We start from the raw sequence: 18131 nt of genomic DNA, 5'->3' as shown, positions 1-18131 counted from the left end.
CACCGAACCCGTGGCGAGGGAGCTTGCTCCCGCTGGGGCGCGAAGCGGCCCCAAAGAATGGGACTGCTGCGCAGTCCAGCGGGAGCAAGCTCCCTCGCCACAATGGTGCCCGGCACTCCATAGATTTAATTGTAGGGCAGGTACTTCTATCCAATCCCCGCAGCAGGTTTAATGCTGCCCCGTGACCGCACTTGAGCACTCCGCTGCCCGTGCGATGACGTCGCCAGGAATGAACCCACGGAGTCAGGGACGAAATGTCGATTTTCCTTTTGCTGCGAACCTACGCCTCGTCCTTCTTCCATCGGTTCGGCTGGGCGGGCCTGGCCATTGCGTTGGGCGTACACCTGTCCATCGCCTGGATCGGCCTGGTGCTTCTGGGCGAACAGCACCTCATCGCTGCCGCCACGTTTATCTACTTCTATCTCACCACCACGCTCACCGTCGGCTATGGCGATCTGTTGCCACAGACATCCGCCGGGCGAATTTTCGTGGCCACCTGGATCATGCTCGGGGGCATTGCCCTGTTGACGACGGTCATCGGCAAAACCACCAGCAGCGTCATTGATGTATGGAGAAAAGGCATGAAGGGCAAAGGCGATTTCACCGGCAAGACCGGCCACACCGTTCTCATCGGCTGGGAGGGCGCCTCCAGCGAACGGGTCATCGAGTTGCTCCTGCAGGACGAGACGTCCAACGACAACCTGATTGTCATCTGCGATTGCGTGCTTGAAGAAAACCCCATGCCCGGCAAGACGACTTTTATCAAAGGTGAAAGCCTGTCCTCTGTCGCTCTTTTGCAGCGTGCCGGTGTGCCGGGTGCCGAACGCGTCCTGGTGCGCACCCACTCAGACGATCTGACCCTGTCCACCGTGCTGGCGGTCAATCAACTGAACCCGGTCGGGCATGTGGTCGCCCATTTCAATGACAGTGAAGTGGCCGCCCTCGCCAGCGCCTACGCGCCCAGCCTGGAGTGCACCTCCAGCATGGCCATCGAGATGTTGGTGCGTGCTTCACAGGATCCGGGTTCGTCAGTGGTCATCAATGAATTGCTTTGCGTGGGCGAGGGCGCCACTCAGTACCTGATGAAGCTGCCCGAAGCGTTTGATGCCGCGTTCGGCGATCTGTATGTGCAGATGAAAGAGCACCACAACGCCATTCTCATCGGCTACCGCGCCAAAGGCGCCCGGCACCCGTCGATCAACCCGCCCTGCGACACGCGGGTCGGGGGCGGCGGCGACCTCTTCTATATCGCCTCCGCGCGTCTCAAGGAAATCTCCAATGGGCTGGTTTAAACGGTTGATGGGCATGGAGGCGCCGAACTCGGGCAAGGACTCCAAATGGGTCGCCAACCCAATCCCGGCCTCCGTCGGGCCGCTGGGCCTGGCATCTGGCAAAGAACTCAGGTTCGATAGCACGTTGAAGTTGTTGCTCGACGGCAACACCGGCGTGGTCATCCCGGATGCCCAGCAGATCTGGAGCACCGGCATCGTCGACCTCGGGCAATCGAACTGGCTGACGCGCTGTTACATGAACGACGAGGACTACTGGCTGCAAGTGCACACCAGCGGCGATGTCGCCGGGCAGGTCGAGTCGGTGATCCTGTTCAATTACCTCAGTTACGTCACCCTCAACAGCGAAGCGGAGTTGCGACGCCTGGCCGGGCCCGAAAGCCTGATCGGCCTGCCGACCTACAACCACGACGGTGTCGAGTACAGCCGCGAATGGGGCACCGAGGAAGGCCAGACTGAACTGGTGGCGTTGAGCGAGCGCGTGAGCAATCCGGATGAGTCCTACAGCGTCGAGCACCGCTCAATGCTGTATGCCCGCGAAACCGGCCTGACCGATCGCCGGGAATTCCTGCTGTTTTCCGTCGAAGAAGATGCCGAAGGCACCATCAGCTTGAGCACGTCGCTGGGCATTTCGCTGTACACCACTGACCTGAACACTTTTTAAAAAAGGAAGAAGTCCATGCTTGAAGCGCTCTCGATTTCCCTGAACAAAGCCGCCGTGCTCGGGTTTGTGTTGTACATCCTCGGTGCGGCCGTGCTGTTCGCGCTGTACCAGTTCATCTACACCCGGATCACGCCGCACAAGGAATTCGAACTGATCCGTTCGGGCAACGTGGCCGCCGCCATCGCGCTGGGCGGCGCCATCATCGGTTTCGCCATCCCGGCCAGCAATGTGATTGCCTATTCCGTCAGCATTCTGGACTTCGTCGTCTGGGCCGTGATCGCAGCGTTCGTGCAACTGCTGGCGTTCCTGGTGACCAGCCTGGTGCTCAAGGGCGCCTCTGAACGCATTAAAAAGGGTGAACTCGCCGCGGGTATTTATATCGCGGCAGTGGCCATCAGCGTCGGCATGTTGAACGCCGCGTGCATGACGCCTTCCCAGAACTGATTGCGCCACGGAGATCCCATGAAACGAAGCAAGTACGTTCAGCTCTCGCTGGCCGCGTCGGTCGCCATGGCGATATCAGGCTGCGGCCCGACGGAAAAAACCTACCCGGTACAGAAGAAGTACAACTTCCAGTCCGTGCAGCAATGTGCCGATGAAAAACTCCCGGTAGACGTGTGCTCCGACGCCTACATGACCGCCATGGCCGAGCATCGCCGCATCGCACCGACGTACAGCAACCAGGCCGATTGCGATGCCGACTTTGTTGCCGATTGGTGCCAACAGGATTCCACCGGCCAGTTTATCCCCAGGCTGGGTGGTTTCGAACTGACCGCCGATGGCCAGGTTACCCAAGCCCAGGTGGACGCGGCCAAGGCACAACTGCCGGCCTCCGAAGCCAATGCGCAAGGCTCAGGGTTCTCCGGCACCAGCCTGCTGACCGGGTTGCTGATCGGCAACATGCTGAGCAGCAACCGCAACAGCTATTACTCCCAACCGGTCTACCGCTATCGCGATGATCGCGGCAACTACGCGTCCTCAACACTCGCCCAGCGGATTTCCAAAGGTTCGACCTTTACCAAGTCCAATCAGGCGAGGTATGGCAACTACACCGACACGGTCCGCTCCGCCAGCAAGCCGATCTCTGTTGCTTCCTCCACCTCCCGTGGCGGTTTCGGCAGCAAAGCCAGCGCCCGCAGCGGTTGGGGCGGCTCGAGCAGCTCCGGGCGATCGAGCAGTTAAGGAACGCGCGTCATGAAGAAAGTCCATTGCGCCGAACGTCATGACTGGAAACAGACCGCCGAGAGTCTCGGCTTTCTGTTCCACACCATCGACGACGAACCCTATTGGGACGAGAGCGCGTACTACCAGTTCACGCTCAAGCAGATCGAAGACGATCTGGAGGACCCGACCACCGAGATCCATGAGATGTGCATGGACCTGGTGGCCCGAGTGGTTCAGAGCGAGGAGCTGCTGGAGCGCCTGAGCATTCCCGCGCCGTTCTTCGACATGGTTCGCACCTCATGGCTTGAAGGGCATCCGCACCTGTATGGGCGCATGGACTTCTCCTACAACGGCAGCGGCCCCGCCAAGCTGCTGGAACTGAACTACGACACGCCGACCAGCCTGTATGAGGCGTCGGCGTTTCAGTGGGGCTGGTTGGAGCAATGCATCGAGCGCGGACTGTTGCCTGGGCATGCCGACCAGTTCAACAGCATCGACACCAAGCTGCATCAGGTCTTTGCCCAACTGCAACTCAAGCAGCCTTTTTACTTTGCGTCGATGAAATACTCGATCGAAGACAAGGGCACCACCGACTATTTACGGCTGATCGCGGAAAAAGTCGGCATCGAATCGCGGCACATCGATATCGAGGACATCGGCCTTACAGGCGAAGGCCGTTTCGTCGATCTGGAAGATCGCTGGATCCCTCACCTGTTCAAGCTGCATGCCTGGGAGTTCATCTTCCACGAGCCTTTTGGTGCGGCGATTGCCCAGAGTGACACGCAGTTTTTCGAGCCGGCCTGGAAATCGATCATCTCCAACAAAGGCATCCTGCCGTTGCTGTGGGAATTCAACAAAGGTCACCCGAACCTGTTGGCAGCCCATCTCGACAGCGACTCGAGCAAAGCCGTACCCAAGGGCTGGGTACGCAAACCGTTCTTTTCCCGGGAAGGCGCCAACATCGAGCTGCAAACCGCTGATGGCCTGATCGTCAAAGAAGACGGCCCCTACACCGACGCCCCCTTCATCCTCCAGGAATTCGCCCCGCTGCCGAAGTTTGGCGACAGCTACACATTGATCGGCTCCTGGGTCATTGGCGACCAGGCCGCCGGCATCGGCGTGCGGGAAGACAACAGCTTGATCACCAAGGATTCGAGCCGGTTCCTGCCGCATTTGATTCTCGACTGATTGCTCCCGAGCAGCCAATTCAATCAGCCTGACAGTCTGCGGTGCTTGTTTTTGGGGCTGCTTCGCAGCCCAGCGGGAGCAAGCTCCCTCGCCACAAGGGCGGTGTGTCAGTGGGCTAGGCGCTGAACCCATGTGGGAGCGAGCTTGCTCGCGATGGCGGTGGATCAGCCAACATCAATGTCGACTGACTTTCCGCTATCGCGAGCAGGCTCGCTCCCACAGGTCAGGTGTTCACCACAGATTTTTTCAGGTCCACCAGTACCGCACCAAATGAAAGAAGATCGGCGCGGCGAAGCACACCGAATCCAGCCGATCCAGCATGCCGCCGTGGCCTTCGATCATGTGCCCCCAATCCTTGACGCCACGGTCACGCTTGATGGCCGACATGACAATCCCACCGGCAAACCCCAGCAAGTTGATCAGCAAGGCGATGAGGAACGACTGCCACGGATTGAACGGCGTGATCCACCACAGCGCGCCACCGATCAGCGAAGCCAGCAGAATGCCGCCAACAAAGCCCTCGACGGTTTTCGACGGTGACAGGTTCGGGGCGATCTTGTGTTTGCCGAACAACTTGCCGCACACGTACTGCAGCACATCCGACAACTGCACCACGATCACCAGGTAAGCGATCAGCAACAGGTTGCGCCCTTCGAAACCGGCGATGTCCAACGTCAGCAGCGCCGGCACAAAGGAGATGCAGAACACCGCGATCATCAGCCCCCACTGGACCTTGGAAGCGCGCTCCAGAAAGTGCGTGCTGTCGCCGCCCAGGGACGCCAGGATCGGCAGCAGCAGGAACACGTACACCGGGATAAAGATCGAAAACAGCCCGTACCAATCAAAATAAATCAGCAGGTATTGCAGCGGCAGTGCCAGGTAGAACGCCGCCACCAAGGCCGGGTAGTCGCTGCGCCGGGTCGGTGTCAGGGTCAGGAATTCCCGCAGGGCGTAAAACGACACGGCGTAGAACAACAGGATGACCGCGGCGTTGCCCAGCCAGAACGCGGTGCCGATCACCAGCACCATTACCCACCAGGCGTTGATCCGCGCGTTGAGGTTATCGATGACCGAATTCGGCGCGCCTTTTGTCCGCAGTTTGAGAATGAAACCAATCACGGAGGCCAGCAGCAGAATCGCGCCGATCCCGCTAAACAGCATCAGGGTATGTCTATCCATGTCAGACGTGCTCCGGGGCCAGTGCCAGTAGCGCGGCCCGGCTGCGTTCAAGAAATTGCTCTTTGCTTTCATCTTCTTCGATGCACAGCGGCGCGCCGAAACTGGTGGTGCACAACAGCGGCAGTGGCAGCACCCGACCCTTGGGCATGACGCGGTTGAGGTTGGCGATCCACACTGGAATCACCTCGACCTCGGGATGGCTTTTCATCAAGTGATAGATCCCGCTCTTGAACGGCAACAGGCCGTCCTCCGGGTTGCGCGTGCCCTCGGGGAAGATGATCAGCGAGTCGCCGTTTTCCAGGGCGTCGAGCATCGGCTGCAAAGGGTTGTACGAAGGGTCCTTGCGCTCGCGGTCCACCAGCACGCCGTTGAACACCCGGTTGATGATGTAGCGCCGCAGCGGGCTGGTCTGCCAATAATCGGCGCCCGCCACTGGCCGGGTAAGCTTGCGCAGCGCCGGCGGCAACGAGGCCCACAGCAGCACGAAGTCGCCGTGGCTGCTGTGATTGGCGAAGTAGATCCGCTGCACCGGTTGCGGCGCGCAACCGAGCCACAGGCTGCGAGCGCCCGTGACCATGCGGGCGGCGGAGGTGATGAGGCTGGCGACCACGGGTTCGAACATGAGGATTCCTTGTCCTGAGAAACATAAGCGTAACTGTGGCGAGGGAGCTTGCTCCCGCTGGGCTGCGCAGCAACCCCCAAGAGGCTGAACACAATCATTCTGATACACCGCAGTGCTTGGTTTTGGGGCTGCTTCGCAGCCCAGCGGGAGCAAGCTCCCTCGCCACAAAAGCTATCTAGATACCTGAAGTTAGCCAGGGACTTGCGAGGATCACGCCCAGCGTCAAGACAACTTGCGTGGCCAGCAACAACGACTGGCGGCGCAGCAGTAACAACGCGCCATGCCGGCGCTCGGTCCAGAGCCGACCGCTGCGTTCGACCGGTTGCAGGCCCAGCGCGGTGAGGGCTTGATCCAATGTGTAGGTCCGTTCGGCCAGCGATTGGGTGCTGTCCGCCATGCGCTGGAACAGGTCGGCATCAAACGCCACGCGCTGCGCCCAGTACTTTTGCAGCACGCCAAGCAGGAATATCACGACGCTAAAGAGCAGTAGCCACGGATTGACGCTACCGACCAAAAGTTGAGCCAGCCCCAGCAGCGCCGCTAACAGGGTCAGCCCCGTGGAAAGCTGATCCAGCGAGTGACCTCGGCGCAACAGGCTCGCCACCGTGTGGAGTTCCATATCACTGATCATGGTCATTCCTCGTGTTTGTGGATAACCGTTCCAACGCCCGACGGTGCGCCGGATGCAAAACAACCTGCGGGCGGGCCCGCTGGATTTGGACGATGGCCGCATCGACGCTGGCGGCCCGGCCAGTGTGCAACAACCACGCTGCCACGGCGCTGGCGCTGCGTGAATAACCCAAGGCGCAGCAAACCAGCAGCGGCCCATGCTGACGCAGGTTCTCGATCATCCGCGCAGCCTCCAGGCACTGCTCGGCACTGGGCGCGGTCAGGTCAAGCACTGGCAACGTGCGATAGGCGATGCCGGTGCTGTCCATGGACATTTCGGCGCAAAGGTCGAGCACGCCGGTAAACGCACTGTCCTTCAATTCCATCGGCGTGGGAATGCGCCCCAGCCAGACGTTATCGGCCACCTGATCGGCCTGCGGATGCTTGCGCGTCCACCATCGGGAGTTGATCCACGCCGCCGCCAGATAAGGCGCCAACAGCCAGCGCACCGCCGGGCTCAATCGGCCATCCGCGCGCTTCTGAAAGCCATCGGCACCGAACACCAGGTAATTCAGCGCCACCCCCAGCACCGCCACCGCGGGCCAGATCAACCAGAGCCACGCGCCACCCAAGGCAAACGCCGGAACAAAAAACGCCGCAGCCCCTAAACCATAGCGCAAAGCCAATCGCAGACGAGCCGGGTCCGCGGTCACGCGCGCATTTTTCAACGGGCTGGGCCGATCCAGCGGCCACAACCAGACACACAACCACCCGGCCAACGCACCTGTGGGCAGGTCAATAAAGTGATGTTGATACGTGGTCAGCACCGACACGCCAATCAGTGCGAACCAACCGTGCATCAGCCAACGCCAGAGCCCTTGCAGGTGCCGCTGATAACACACCCACAGCACCACCAACAACGCGATGTGCAGCGACGGTGCCTGATTGAACGGCTTGTCGAACCCGGCCAGCACGTCGAACAGCCAACCGAACACCCCATCCATTTCCGGCCGGGCGAAGGTGAAGCGCAACGGCCAGAGCAAAAAACAACTGACCGCAATCGCCTGGGCCGTGAGCAGACGCAAGGCGTGGCGTTTGAGTTCTTCGCGGCTGTTGGGCAACAGCAACGACAGGCCGTACAGCAGATCAATCGACCAATAGGGCACGATGGTCCAGGCCATGAACGGCATGTAGCTTTCCCAACCAAACACCAGGCTGCCCACGTCGTCCCGCTGAGACGTCACCCAAGTGGCGAAGCCATAGGTGCTGAAAAACAACGGCGCCAACAACAGTAACCACAGCACCGCCGGTTTCAATAGGCCGGGCTCGCGGGCCGGGGCGATGACGGCGCTCATCACTGCACTCGCTGAGCCAACGAAACGCTGAAGATGCCCCACTCATCGACCCGCAAAGTGATCTTGCGGAAACCCGCCGCCTCCACCAGTTGATCCATCTCCGCCTGCGTGCGCCGGCGCATTACCCAGGCCTGCCCGGCGCGGTGGCTGGTGAGGGCGCGGGCGATCAGTTCCAGTTGCGGGTGCCACGGCTGCCCGGTGTAGACCAGGAACCCGCCAGGCTCCACCGCTTCGGCCAGGCCGGCGAGGGAGTCACCGACCATCTGATTATCGGCAAACAACTCATACAAACCGGACACCACCGCGAGCGTCGGTTTGGGCTCCAGCGCCGCCAGATCCGAGCGATCAAAGGCATCACCTTTGACGAACTGAGCGATATCGCCCAAGCCCTTCTCAAGAATCAGCGCACTGCCGTCCCGCACGTTGATGTCGCTGTAGTCGCGCAGCAGGATCGACTCCGGCAACGGACTGACACCTTGCAGCGCTTCGAGAATGTAACGGCCATGACCCGCGGCGATGTCGACAATGCGCACTTCGCGGTCCTGCTCGCGCAAACTGCCCATGGCCAAACGCAGCAGCTCCTCGACGTGCAACTTGCGCTGACGAATCCCGCGCCAGCCGATGGAGTTCAGGTAATTCTGGTCAATCATCCGTCCCACGGCCGAGGTGCCGGTGGGGCGATTGCGGTAGACGTAATCCAGCGTGCTGCCGGAATCGAAGCCGGTGTCGAAACCCAACTTCACCCCAGCCGACAACTTGCTGCCAAAGCGCATGCTGGCGCGGGTCATGCGCCAGTACAGGTCGCGCAACGAATTGTGCGGCAGCGGCGTCGCCAAGGCTTCGGACTCGGCGCAGGTCGCACCCAGGCGATCGGCGTCCAGCAGGGAAGGGCGGTCCAGCGGGCGGGCAAAATTTTGCAGAATGAACCGGCGGGCACTGGCAATGGCCGGCGCACGGTTCTTCTCGCCGAGGGTGTCGTGGAAGAACCCCGGCAGAATGTGTTTCTCCTTGTGCACACTGCCCAGCCGCTCGAAGAACTGCTCCTGGGGTTTGCGCTGCACCACAAAGTCGGAACCTGAGATCAACAACTGCGTTGGCACCTGAATCGCCTGGGCATCGGCCACCACGCGGTCGGCGGCTTCGTAGAGACCCAGCAGCACATTCACCGAAATCGCCTTGGTGATCAGCGGATCGCTGTCGTAGGACGCCACCCGCTCCGGGTCATGGCTGAGGAATTTCGCCTTGACGTAACTGTTGACGAAAAAGTTGCCGCGAAACCGGCGCATCAGCGCCAGGCCCGGACGAGCGAAAGGCACGTAAAGCTTGACCTTGAACGCCGGCGACGCCAGCACCAGCGAACGAATGCGCGGCGCGTAATCGTGAACCCAGGTCGACGCAATCACCGCCCCGACACTCTGCGCCACCACGGCGATGTTCTGCTCGTCGATCTGATGCGTTGCGCCGATGTGATCGCAAAACGTCTGCACATCCCGCGCACTGGTGGCAAAACTCGGACTGTCGCCGCGCGCGCCCGGCGACTGGCCATGGCCGCGTGCATCCCAGGCAAAGAAGTCGAACCCGGGCAAATCCAGCTCATCCACCAGATGCGCAATGCGCCCGGAGTGTTCATGACCCCGATGAAACAACAACACCGCCTGACGAGGCTCACCCGGCGGCGCATCGACGGCCGGCCAATGCCGGTAAAATAAATCCACGCCGTCAAAGGTGGTAAACGTCAGTTCCTGGGCTTCGCGCATTGCAACTTCCTTATGCTGAGGGAGCGTTTTCCGTCACTTGATTCAGGCCATGACGCACCCGATTGACCAAGGTATAAACCAGCAGGGCGGCTACCACCGCCATCACACCATCAACCCAGAGTGTCCCGAGCCAACCCAGGGCAATCCCGGTCGCCAGCACGCCCAACACAAAGGCGCGATCACTCTTGCCCATCGGCCCGTCATAGCGCCGCGAAGCCCCGACCATCGCCCCCAGCACACCGGCGTATTCGCTGAACAACGCCAACAGCGTGACCAACAACACCAGCAACAGACTGGCGTCGGCAAACAAGGCAAAAGGCAGGATCAAGGCAGCGTCGGCGATGATATCGCATAGCTCATTGAGGTAGGCGCCCAGATGCGATTGCTGCCCGAACTCCCGCGCCAACATGCCATCCACCGCGTTCAACGCCATGCGCAGAAGCATCCAGATTGGCACCAGGATAAACACCCCCGGATGATTGGCGAACCACGCCACCACGGCCCCCACCAACACAGAGACAATGCCAGCGAGCAGGGTGACCTGATTGGCGGTGATGCCCTTGTCGTAAAGACGCTGAACCATGGGGCGCAGCAGGTTCTGGAAGGCGGGTTTGAGCTGGTAGATGGAGGGCATGGGAATGAATCTCGGCCGGTTGCAGGGCTGGGCTTGTTCAGCTGCGAGATTACGATAGTTGGGGGTTGGCTGGAGGGGTAATTCTCGAGAATGCGCGCGGGTAGGCATCTGGCAACGAATTCTCCGGTGAATAAAGAACCCCTGTAGGAGCGGGCTTGCCACAAGCCTCTGTGGGAGCATAGCTTGCTCGCGATAGCGGTTCATCAGCCAAACAAGGCAACAGCCTGCCCACCAACCAGCAACCCCCGACACAACCCCAACAGCCACCCGACGCTGCCTTGCGCCATTGCCTACAACTACGCCAGAATCCGCCGGCTTGTGCGCCTTGGGTCGCGTCGGTAATTTGGATCCTGTCACTGCCCATCAGTGATCGGGTTTAGTCGCCCGTCGTTGCTAAGTCGCTCAAGCGTCCATCAGTCAGGTATTCCCATTCCTGCACCCGATGGTGGCTGTGCGCAGGGCGCCCTCGGGCGCGCCGATTCCTTAGCTCGTCGGTCGACTAACCTGCGTACAGCTGCCTCCCAATCGTTTAGTCGCGAGCGGGTCGTAGCCTCAACCAAAGAGAGCTAAGGCTATGGTCAAAATTACACCCAACCCCCCAGCTACAGACGAAACCGTGTCTCGTGTTCAGTCTGCTCGTAACAAGAAACTTGATGACGCTGCCAATCGGGCTTTGGATTTCTACCTGAAGCCCACGCCTGAGAAGGAAACGTCTGACAATCCCAACACCATCTTCCGTATTGATCCTGATGTTGACTCCGAATGTCTGCTGGCCAATCTCAGTGAAAACCTGGCGTCGGCGAATGCCATGATCAGTGATTTGGCGTTCGATCTGGATGGCTCGCGTCGGCGTGTTGCGATGGGGATTCTGCAGGTGATTGAGCTGAGTGAACTGTTGGCGAATCGGGCTTTGGATATTGTTGAGGTGAGGTAACAAGGGGCCGCGCTTACCCCAGGTAGGAAAAAAGGTCTTGCTCAGCAAGGCCTTTTTTTGTGGCCGAGCCCCATCAAGCATCTGACCCACCGCCATAGCAGTCATTTCGCGCATCCCCTGTGGGAGCGAGCCTGCTCGCGATAGCGATACACCAGTCAACATCAGAGCCACTGATTCACCACCTCACGAGCAGATCACGGCGATCCGCTCCCTCTATGCATTGCCTCCCATTGCGCAGCTACGCGCGCCTTCCACCAGTCAGCGATTCAAAGCACCGAGCGTGCAGGCAACGTCGCCGATCTCCCTTGGAACTAACTTCTGCAAACGTTCATGGCTGAAACGTATCAGCTCGAATAAAAAACCAAAATATGCACAAATGCATTTTTTCGCTTGACCCACATGGGTGAGCCTCTATAAGGTGGTTTAACTGTATGCACATACAGTATTTCTAAAGCGTCATTTATTTGAATCCATTCATGGACGAGGCACTACCTTATGAAAACCAACACTGAAAAATTCGGTGTAACACCCCATCAACCCAGCCTTTGGACCCGCGCTGATGCGTTGAAAGTCCGGGCGGACGATCCCACCACCACTCAGCCGCTGGTCAGCGCGGATTTCCCGGTATTGAACAACGACGTGTTTATCTGGGACACCATGCCCCTGCGCGACTTGGACGGTAACGTGACGTCCGTCGATGGCTGGTCGGTGATCTTCACCCTGACGGCCGATCGTCATCCAAACGACCCGCAGTACCTCGACGAGGACGGTAACTACGACATCCTTCGCGATTGGAACGATCGTCACGGTCGGGCAAAGATGTACTACTGGTTTTCTCGTACCGGCAAGAACTGGGAATTCGGTGGCCGCGTGATGGCCGAAGGCGTTTCGCCGACCGCTCGCGAATGGGCCGGTACGCCGATCCTGTTGAACGACCGCGGTGAAGTGGATCTGTATTACACCGCCGTCACCCCAGGCGCGACCATCGTCAAGGTGCGTGGTCGGGTGGTGACCACTGAACATGGTGTCAGCATGGTCGGCTTCGAGAAGGTCAAGCCGCTGTTCGAGGCCGACGGCAATATGTATCAGACCGAAGCACAAAACGCTTTCTGGGGTTTCCGCGACCCATGGCCATTCCGCGACCCGAAAGACGGCAAGCTGTACATGCTGTTCGAGGGTAACGTGGCCGGTGAGCGCGGCTCGCACAAAGTGGGAGAGGCAGAAATCGGCGATGTGCCGCCGGGTTATGAAGATGTCGGCAACTCGCGCTTCCAGACCGCCTGTGTTGGCATCGCCGTAGCCCGCGACGCGGACGGTGACGACTGGGAAATGTTGCCGCCACTGCTGACCGCCGTGGGGGTAAACGACCAGACCGAGCGCCCGCACTTCGTGTTCCAGGATGGCAAGTACTACCTGTTCACGATTAGCCATACCTTCACCTATGCCGACGGCGTGACCGGGCCGGACGGCGTGTACGGTTTCGTCGCGGACTCGCTCTTCGGCCCTTACGTGCCGCTGAACGGTTCCGGCCTGGTGCTGGGCAACCCGTCCTCCCAGCCATTCCAGACCTACTCGCACTATGTAATGCCAAACGGCTTGGTGACCTCTTTTATCGACAGCGTACCGACCGACGAAGCCGGCACGCAGATTCGTGTCGGTGGCACTGAGGCACCCACGGTGGGCATGAAAATAAAAGGGCAGCAGACCTTCGTGGTGGCCGAGTACGACTACGGTTACATCCCGCCGATGCTCGACGTCACACTCAAGTAATAGCGACGCAGGGGGGGCAGGCAGCGGATTTGAGGTCGATGTCAAAACCGTTGTGGATATGATCGAGATATCCCGCCTGATGCATTGCGACGTTGCTCGCAAACCCCATTGAACAACGAGTCGTAACCCTCTTCGCGACTGGCTGCAAGGATGTAGCCGGTCGCGAATGCATTTCCCCGCGACGTATGTACACAAGCTCCTCTGTGTGAGCGAGCTTGCTCGCGATAGCGGTGTATCCGCAGCATTCAGGCCCGCTGTTTATCGTGACTCCACGAGACTAGCCCCGACCGACATCGCCTTGCGCCATTGCCTACAACTACGCCAGAATCCGCCGGCTTGTGCGCCTTGGGTCCCCTCGGTAGTTTGAATCCGTCACTGCTCATCAGTGATCGGGTTTCGCAGCCCGGACTCTATAGGCGCACAACGTCACCTTCGAAAGCAGATCGCCCATGTCTGCGATTTCGTCAGAGGTGGCTGTGCGTGGGAGACCCTCGGGTCTGCCGGTCCCTAGAGTCCCGGTCTGCGAACCCGCGTACAGCTGCCACCCCAACTTCGTTTCGCAGCGAATGGTGGTAGCTCCAACAGACTCTAGGAGCTTTGCCATGGTCAAAATCACACCGAACCCGCCAGCTACCGACGAAACCGTGTCTCGTGTTCAGTCGGCTCGTAACAAGAAGCTTGATGATGCTGCCAATCGGGCTTTGGATTTCTATCTGAACCCTACGCCGAAGAACGAAACGTCTGACAAGCCCAACACCATCTTCCGTATCGCACCGGATGTTGATTCGGAATGTCTGCTTGCCAATCTCAGCGAAAATCTGGCTTCGGCCAATGCCATGATCAGTGATTTGGCGTTTGATCTGGATGGGTCGCGACGGCGTGTTGCGATGGGGATTTTGCAGGTGATTGAGCTGAGTGAACTGTTGGCGAATCGGGCTTTGGATATTGTTGAGGTGAGGTAGCAAGGGGCTGCGCTTACCCCTGGTATGAAAAAAGGTCTTGCATGGCAAGGCCTTTTTTGTGCCCGAGAGCCGGAACGATGAGCTCTCAAAATTGTGCAGGGCCGCACCCTGTTGGTCTTCGCCATGTCAAATTCGGTTGGCTAACGTTACCCGATAAAGCGATTTCTCAGATTCCTTTTCGCTTGAATTTCACAAGCTCTTCAGCAGGCTTCGCCTGGAAGGGAGGTGGGCCTCCAGAGACGCGATGACGCGGCTCGTGAAGCGTTTTACGTATGCCATTACCTCGTGTTTTACCTTCTTGACCATATGAAAATCCTCCATTTTGAGATTTGATAGGTGGGAGATGATTTCTGAAATTACAAAACCTGCAATGAAGCCCGTAGGACCTATAACTCCTAGAACAACGCCCGCCATCATCAGTCTCAGGAGGCCACCTCTGAGAGACGCACCTGCTGGAGTGCGTTTCGGCGCGCCAATGTTAACCAGCCCAGCAGACTTGGTCTATTACGGTGCCGTGATCCGCTGTTGGTAACGTAGGTCTGATGCCTTGACTCAGATCGTCAGTCGTTGCTGTACTTGGCAAGCCGACTCTCAAAGTATTGGGCCGTCTCCTGATCAGTGCAGTACAGGTAGCAGCCTTTCATCCCTCGGGTCATCAGTGTCCGATACGTGTTTTTGATGATCAGATCCGTTTCCTTCTGGGCGAAATCTGGCTGCTCTTTCATCAGTTTTTTCCAACCACGAATCGATTTGTCGTACTTGTCACGCTTGTGCGGCGCTGTCAGCACTTTCCCGTCACGAACGATCAAATCCGGCCCGATGATTACGCCTATATAGTCGACTTCCAGCCCCTGGCAGGTGTGGATGCAACCGACCTGTTCAATGGAGTTTTCCGCAATGATCCACAAACTACCGTCCTGATCCAGGTTCCATTGACGCGCATAATCATCGCCGATCACGACATCGGACGCCTTGGGGTCTTTTTTACTGAGCCAAGGCCAGCAGTAACCTGCAACTACGCGAGCTTTGTTTCCGTGGTTTTTCTGCTCAATGGCCGCGTGCATTGCCTGAGGGGTGTTGAACACCTTGAACTCGTACTCACTAGTATCGAGTAGCGGATTGGCGGTCGGTCGAATAGCCAATACGTCATCCAACCACGCCAGATAACCATCAGAGCCGCTGCAACGGAACTGAGAGGACAGTGTGTATTCCTCCACGGTTGCGCCTTTGGATTTCGCAAAGGTACGAATAGCCTGCTTGCTACCGATGTCGTTCAAGGTCACGCGTTGATCTTCGTCGATGAAGAAAATCGAGCATTTCGAAGAATTGATCAGTTCCTTGATTTGGTTCTCGCCCAGGTTTCCATACAGACCGCTTTTTTCATTAAGCCGGTGAGCTTCGTCAACGATCAGAGCGTCGAACGTGTTGGGCTCAGTTTCGATAAACGCACCCGAGCCAGAAAAGAAATTGGAAAAATGGCTGCGTTTGATCGTACCAACGAGTTTGCTTTCATACACCTTGCGAGGCGCTGCGTTTTTCGAGACGTATTTGCTCAGCAGCTTTAACGCGGTGAGTCTTACCAGCAAGTTGATTGCCAGAACGGTTTTTCCGGTCCCTGGACCGCCCTCGATGATCAGCACCTTTGGCGCTGCTATGGACGCTTCACTCGCCGCAACGAGTGCTGACTCGAAGACTTCTTTCTGGTCGTCAATCAACACAAACTCAGGTTTGCCATCCATAAGCCCCGTCAGCGCCTCGGCTAACGCTTTGGATGGCCGAATTTTTCCGTTGGAGAGTTCGTAAAGAACCTCCTTGTTGTCGCCGTAAGTGATGTGTTTTTTCAGAAAGCTCCGTAGTTTGCTCAGTTCCTCGGGGCCTTTGAGGAATAGCGGAGCTTTACTGGTATGGGCTTCATAGTGAGCAGAGTCGATGACGCCGTCACTGACATAGTTATGCAGATAGGCACAGGGGCGAATTTCGATGCTTTTGTCATAGACCGCTTCGTTGAAGCCTTCCAGCAGCGCCGCATACGACCATACCTGGTAGGACGGGTGAATGGTTTCAACGAGACCGCCACCCAAGGCGGTTTTGACAATTGCGTCCTTGGTGGTTGCGCTCGCCTTGCTCCATTGCTTCAGTTCGATCAATACAGCCTTTTTTGCTTGGTTCTCATCACGTCCCGTGAGCAAAAAATCGATGCGTTTCGAGGACTGTGGAATATGTAATTCAATGGCCAGACCAGCATCGCTGGGTAGGTCGTCATCTCGAAGCACCTTGGCCATGTAGGTCAGGGATCCCTGCCAGGATCTAATCTCCGACGCGCCTACCTTCTTGCCGGTGGCCTCTTTGAAGTGTCGTAGGATCACTTCTTCAATGTCGTCGTTATCGTTGTCTTTTAAGAATTGCTGTTTGGTCGCAGCGTAAACGATCACAAGAGATCCTTAGAGCACTGAAGGTCAGAGTTGGTCGTACTTTTTGCTGGTGCTTTTAGCTTTGTCGACGGGGTATTTCTGGTCGTTCAGAGCCAGTTTGCTCGTGACCGCTTCGTTGAGATCGACACCGAGTACGCTACTCAGGCGGACCAAGTACATGAGTACGTCGGCTAGCTCGTCCTTCACGGCTTGGGCGGTTGCGGGATGCTTCGCGGCAGCCACTGAATCGGCTTCGCTCATCCATTGGAAAACTTCGCAAAGCTCACCCACCTCGCCTGTCAGCGCGAGCAGAAGGTTTTTGGGCGAGTGGAATTGTTGCCAGTCGCGGTCATCTGCAAAGCGTTGAAGCGACGCTGCAAGATTTTTCACGTCGATTAATTGCTTGGGGGTGCCATCGGCCTTGCTCACAGGCTTGCCTCTCGTTTGCCACCAGAAACGTGACAACAGCCACGTCAGAAATCTAGGGATGGATTGTAAGAGTTTTCTTTTGGGGTCGTGGGCTTTTCACTGATTTGCCCTTGGACAGTCGGCCCAGTTCAGGCTTTGTTTTCGGCTGCTTGGTAGCGGTCCTTGACCTCGGCCACACTCAGCCACTTACGGCGTGAATGCACCACGCGATGGCAATTGGCACATAGCAAAGCCAGGTCTGCGAGCTTGGTTTTATCGCCGGGTTGGAGCGTATGCAGTGGCTTCGTGTGGTGCACATCGATAACGCCTTCGACGTCTGGGCCGTATGTTTTGCTGAAGTTGAAGCCACAGGCTTCGCACTGTAGAGCACCGAATTTTTTTAGGGCTTCGTCCTTTTTACGTTTGACGAGTTTTTTATCCCTTTCCCGTACACGGTGTACGCGGGTTAACACTTTTCCTTCCTCTGCTTCGAAGAAGCCCGGTTCTTCTTCCGCGCTTAGATCTATTTGTGTAGAAGAAGTGGTGTCAACGTTCGCCATAATGGCTGCCACAACTGCGGCGAGGTGCTCGGGGTTATTAGCGAACTCCAGCCATACCAACTCCTCGTCCTTATTTCCTTTTGCAAGACCTGTACGACCGGTGTTGGTGTAGCTCGGATCCCAGCGACGGAAATTGTTGAGCTTCATGTAAACACCATTGGTGTTACGAAAGCTCTGGTTCTTACTCACTCCGGTAGCGTTACCAATGAGATTAAGGCTCTCTGATAAGGCTCGGACTTCTGGATGATTCACACCGGGCAAACCATTGCGATAAAGGAGGTATAGGTTGAGGGCGAGGACTAGTTCGTCGCGGCTCCAAGGGGGATTGGATTGATTACTGGTAGGTGAAGAGGACATGGCGGGGTCTATCCGTAGGGTTCCCGTTTTGCTGTAGGAAACAGCGCAATATGCCGTAAGAATATTCTCTTCTAGTGGCGTTTGGGAATCATGCGGCGTTCGAATGGCTTCCTCCGTGAGGACAGAGGGGGATTGCTCACACGAGCGTAGCTTGGCTAGCAGACGGAGTTTCGGATGGGGATAGGATTTTCAGACATTAAAAAGCCGGCTTATGGCCGGCTTCTCGTTGACTAACTCAGTTCGTTTTTGACAAACCTCACCAGCCTTC

General features: G+C 57.9%; 17 protein-coding genes and 1 other RNA gene. 8 read left to right on the top strand and 10 right to left on the bottom strand.

Annotated features, from left to right (window positions below):
* The first annotated feature begins 254 nt into the window (after positions 1-254).
* Genes MKS85_RS19790 through MKS85_RS19770 form a run of 5 tightly spaced genes read left to right on the top strand, consistent with a single transcriptional unit; the run spans position 255 to position 4305 of the window.
* Positions 255-1292, top strand: a complete 1038-nt coding sequence (locus tag MKS85_RS19790; protein WP_188251933.1) for an ion channel — start codon at positions 255-257, stop codon at positions 1290-1292.
* Positions 1279-1953 (top strand): DUF2491 family protein, encoded by a 675-nt coding sequence (locus MKS85_RS19785; RefSeq protein ID WP_047229448.1) that lies wholly within the window; start codon positions 1279-1281, stop codon positions 1951-1953. The genes MKS85_RS19790 and MKS85_RS19785 overlap by 14 nt, the downstream gene beginning before the upstream one ends.
* A 15-nt stretch (positions 1954-1968) precedes the next feature.
* Positions 1969-2397: a DUF350 domain-containing protein gene (locus MKS85_RS19780; protein WP_047229449.1), complete on the top strand. Its 429-nt coding sequence runs from the start codon at positions 1969-1971 to the stop codon at positions 2395-2397.
* An 18-nt stretch (positions 2398-2415) separates the two neighbouring features.
* Positions 2416-3135, top strand: a complete 720-nt coding sequence (locus tag MKS85_RS19775) for a DUF1190 domain-containing protein (protein WP_076383471.1) — start codon at positions 2416-2418, stop codon at positions 3133-3135.
* 12 nt (positions 3136-3147) lie between these two features.
* Entirely contained in the window at positions 3148-4305 is a 1158-nt protein-coding gene (locus MKS85_RS19770) for a glutathionylspermidine synthase family protein (RefSeq protein WP_188251934.1), read from the top strand.
* A 246-nt stretch (positions 4306-4551) separates the two neighbouring features.
* Here MKS85_RS19770 and MKS85_RS19765 read toward each other — a convergent pair whose 3' ends face one another.
* From MKS85_RS19765 to MKS85_RS19740, 6 genes are all read right to left on the bottom strand, one after another.
* Entirely contained in the window at positions 4552-5484 is a 933-nt protein-coding gene (locus MKS85_RS19765) for a phosphatidate cytidylyltransferase (RefSeq protein WP_047229452.1), read from the bottom strand.
* Between the two features lies 1 nt (position 5485).
* Positions 5486-6106 carry a 1-acyl-sn-glycerol-3-phosphate acyltransferase gene (locus tag MKS85_RS19760; RefSeq protein WP_076383473.1) on the bottom strand — a complete coding sequence of 207 codons (621 nt, stop codon included), beginning with the start codon at positions 6104-6106 and terminating at the stop codon, positions 5486-5488.
* Positions 6107-6281: 175 nt separating this feature from the next.
* Positions 6282-6737, bottom strand: coding sequence for a hypothetical protein (locus MKS85_RS19755; RefSeq protein WP_188251935.1), 456 nt, complete (start codon positions 6735-6737; stop codon positions 6282-6284).
* Positions 6727-8070, bottom strand: coding sequence for a phosphatase PAP2/dual specificity phosphatase family protein (locus tag MKS85_RS19750; protein WP_188251936.1), 1344 nt, complete (start codon positions 8068-8070; stop codon positions 6727-6729). The genes MKS85_RS19755 and MKS85_RS19750 overlap by 11 nt, the downstream gene beginning before the upstream one ends.
* Positions 8070-9827, bottom strand: a complete 1758-nt coding sequence (locus MKS85_RS19745; RefSeq protein ID WP_188251937.1) for a bifunctional alpha/beta hydrolase/class I SAM-dependent methyltransferase — start codon at positions 9825-9827, stop codon at positions 8070-8072. Before MKS85_RS19745 ends, MKS85_RS19750 begins: the two co-directional genes overlap by 1 nt.
* A 10-nt stretch (positions 9828-9837) precedes the next feature.
* On the bottom strand, positions 9838-10461 hold the full coding sequence (locus MKS85_RS19740) for a CDP-alcohol phosphatidyltransferase family protein (protein ID WP_188251938.1): 624 nt from the start codon (positions 10459-10461) through the stop codon (positions 9838-9840).
* Positions 10462-11035: 574 nt separating this feature from the next.
* Between MKS85_RS19740 and MKS85_RS19735 the strand changes: the two genes are divergently transcribed.
* The 3 genes from MKS85_RS19735 to MKS85_RS19725 all read left to right on the top strand — a co-directional run bounded on the left by MKS85_RS19735 (position 11036) and on the right by MKS85_RS19725 (position 14127).
* Entirely contained in the window at positions 11036-11395 is a 360-nt protein-coding gene (locus MKS85_RS19735) for a DUF6124 family protein (protein WP_188251939.1), read from the top strand.
* Between the two features lie 495 nt (positions 11396-11890).
* Complete coding sequence (locus tag MKS85_RS19730; RefSeq protein WP_188251940.1) at positions 11891-13165, top strand: glycoside hydrolase family 68 protein; 1275 nt, start codon at positions 11891-11893, stop codon at positions 13163-13165.
* A gap of 602 nt (positions 13166-13767) precedes the next feature.
* Positions 13768-14127, top strand: a complete 360-nt coding sequence (locus MKS85_RS19725) for a DUF6124 family protein (protein ID WP_188251941.1) — start codon at positions 13768-13770, stop codon at positions 14125-14127.
* Positions 14128-14528: 401 nt separating this feature from the next.
* Here the strand turns inward: MKS85_RS19725 and MKS85_RS19720 are convergent.
* The 4 genes from MKS85_RS19720 to MKS85_RS19705 all read right to left on the bottom strand — a co-directional run bounded on the left by MKS85_RS19720 (position 14529) and on the right by MKS85_RS19705 (position 17863).
* An RNA gene (locus tag MKS85_RS19720) (hammerhead ribozyme type II) lies at positions 14529-14597 on the bottom strand.
* A 90-nt stretch (positions 14598-14687) separates the two neighbouring features.
* Complete coding sequence (locus MKS85_RS19715; RefSeq protein ID WP_188251942.1) at positions 14688-16559, bottom strand: DUF2075 domain-containing protein; 1872 nt, start codon at positions 16557-16559, stop codon at positions 14688-14690.
* Between the two features lie 24 nt (positions 16560-16583).
* Entirely contained in the window at positions 16584-16967 is a 384-nt protein-coding gene (locus tag MKS85_RS19710) for a nucleotide pyrophosphohydrolase (RefSeq protein ID WP_188251943.1), read from the bottom strand.
* A 128-nt stretch (positions 16968-17095) separates the two neighbouring features.
* Entirely contained in the window at positions 17096-17863 is a 768-nt protein-coding gene (locus MKS85_RS19705; RefSeq protein ID WP_188251944.1) for an HNH endonuclease, read from the bottom strand.
* Positions 17864-18131 lie beyond the last annotated feature (268 nt).

The sequence above is a fragment of the Pseudomonas sp. JL2 genome (genome assembly GCF_031570495.1).
GTDB lineage: Bacteria > Pseudomonadota > Gammaproteobacteria > Pseudomonadales > Pseudomonadaceae > Aquipseudomonas > Aquipseudomonas rhizophila.
Note: the sequence above shows the minus strand (reverse complement) of the source record. Positions and strands in the feature narration are given on the sequence as shown.

Bases quoted from the DNA above. Each gene is read 5' to 3' on its own strand.
- MKS85_RS19705 (WP_188251944.1), bottom strand. From the start codon at position 17,863: ATGTCCTCTTCACCTACCAGTAATCAATCCAATCCCCCTTGGAGCCGC.
- MKS85_RS19740 (WP_188251938.1), bottom strand. From the start codon at position 10,461: ATGCCCTCCATCTACCAGCTCAAACCCGCCTTCCAGAACCTGCTGCGC.
- MKS85_RS19765 (WP_047229452.1), bottom strand. From the start codon at position 5,484: ATGGATAGACATACCCTGATGCTGTTTAGCGGGATCGGCGCGATTCTG.
- MKS85_RS19750 (WP_188251936.1), bottom strand. From the start codon at position 8,070: ATGAGCGCCGTCATCGCCCCGGCCCGCGAGCCCGGCCTATTGAAACCG.
- MKS85_RS19770 (WP_188251934.1), top strand. From the start codon at position 3,148: ATGAAGAAAGTCCATTGCGCCGAACGTCATGACTGGAAACAGACCGCC.
- MKS85_RS19725 (WP_188251941.1), top strand. From the start codon at position 13,768: ATGGTCAAAATCACACCGAACCCGCCAGCTACCGACGAAACCGTGTCT.
- MKS85_RS19780 (WP_047229449.1), top strand. From the start codon at position 1,969: ATGCTTGAAGCGCTCTCGATTTCCCTGAACAAAGCCGCCGTGCTCGGG.
- MKS85_RS19785 (WP_047229448.1), top strand. From the start codon at position 1,279: ATGGGCTGGTTTAAACGGTTGATGGGCATGGAGGCGCCGAACTCGGGC.
- MKS85_RS19760 (WP_076383473.1), bottom strand. From the start codon at position 6,106: ATGTTCGAACCCGTGGTCGCCAGCCTCATCACCTCCGCCGCCCGCATG.
- MKS85_RS19755 (WP_188251935.1), bottom strand. From the start codon at position 6,737: ATGATCAGTGATATGGAACTCCACACGGTGGCGAGCCTGTTGCGCCGA.
- MKS85_RS19775 (WP_076383471.1), top strand. From the start codon at position 2,416: ATGAAACGAAGCAAGTACGTTCAGCTCTCGCTGGCCGCGTCGGTCGCC.
- MKS85_RS19790 (WP_188251933.1), top strand. From the start codon at position 255: ATGTCGATTTTCCTTTTGCTGCGAACCTACGCCTCGTCCTTCTTCCAT.
- MKS85_RS19730 (WP_188251940.1), top strand. From the start codon at position 11,891: ATGAAAACCAACACTGAAAAATTCGGTGTAACACCCCATCAACCCAGC.
- MKS85_RS19735 (WP_188251939.1), top strand. From the start codon at position 11,036: ATGGTCAAAATTACACCCAACCCCCCAGCTACAGACGAAACCGTGTCT.
- MKS85_RS19745 (WP_188251937.1), bottom strand. From the start codon at position 9,827: ATGCGCGAAGCCCAGGAACTGACGTTTACCACCTTTGACGGCGTGGAT.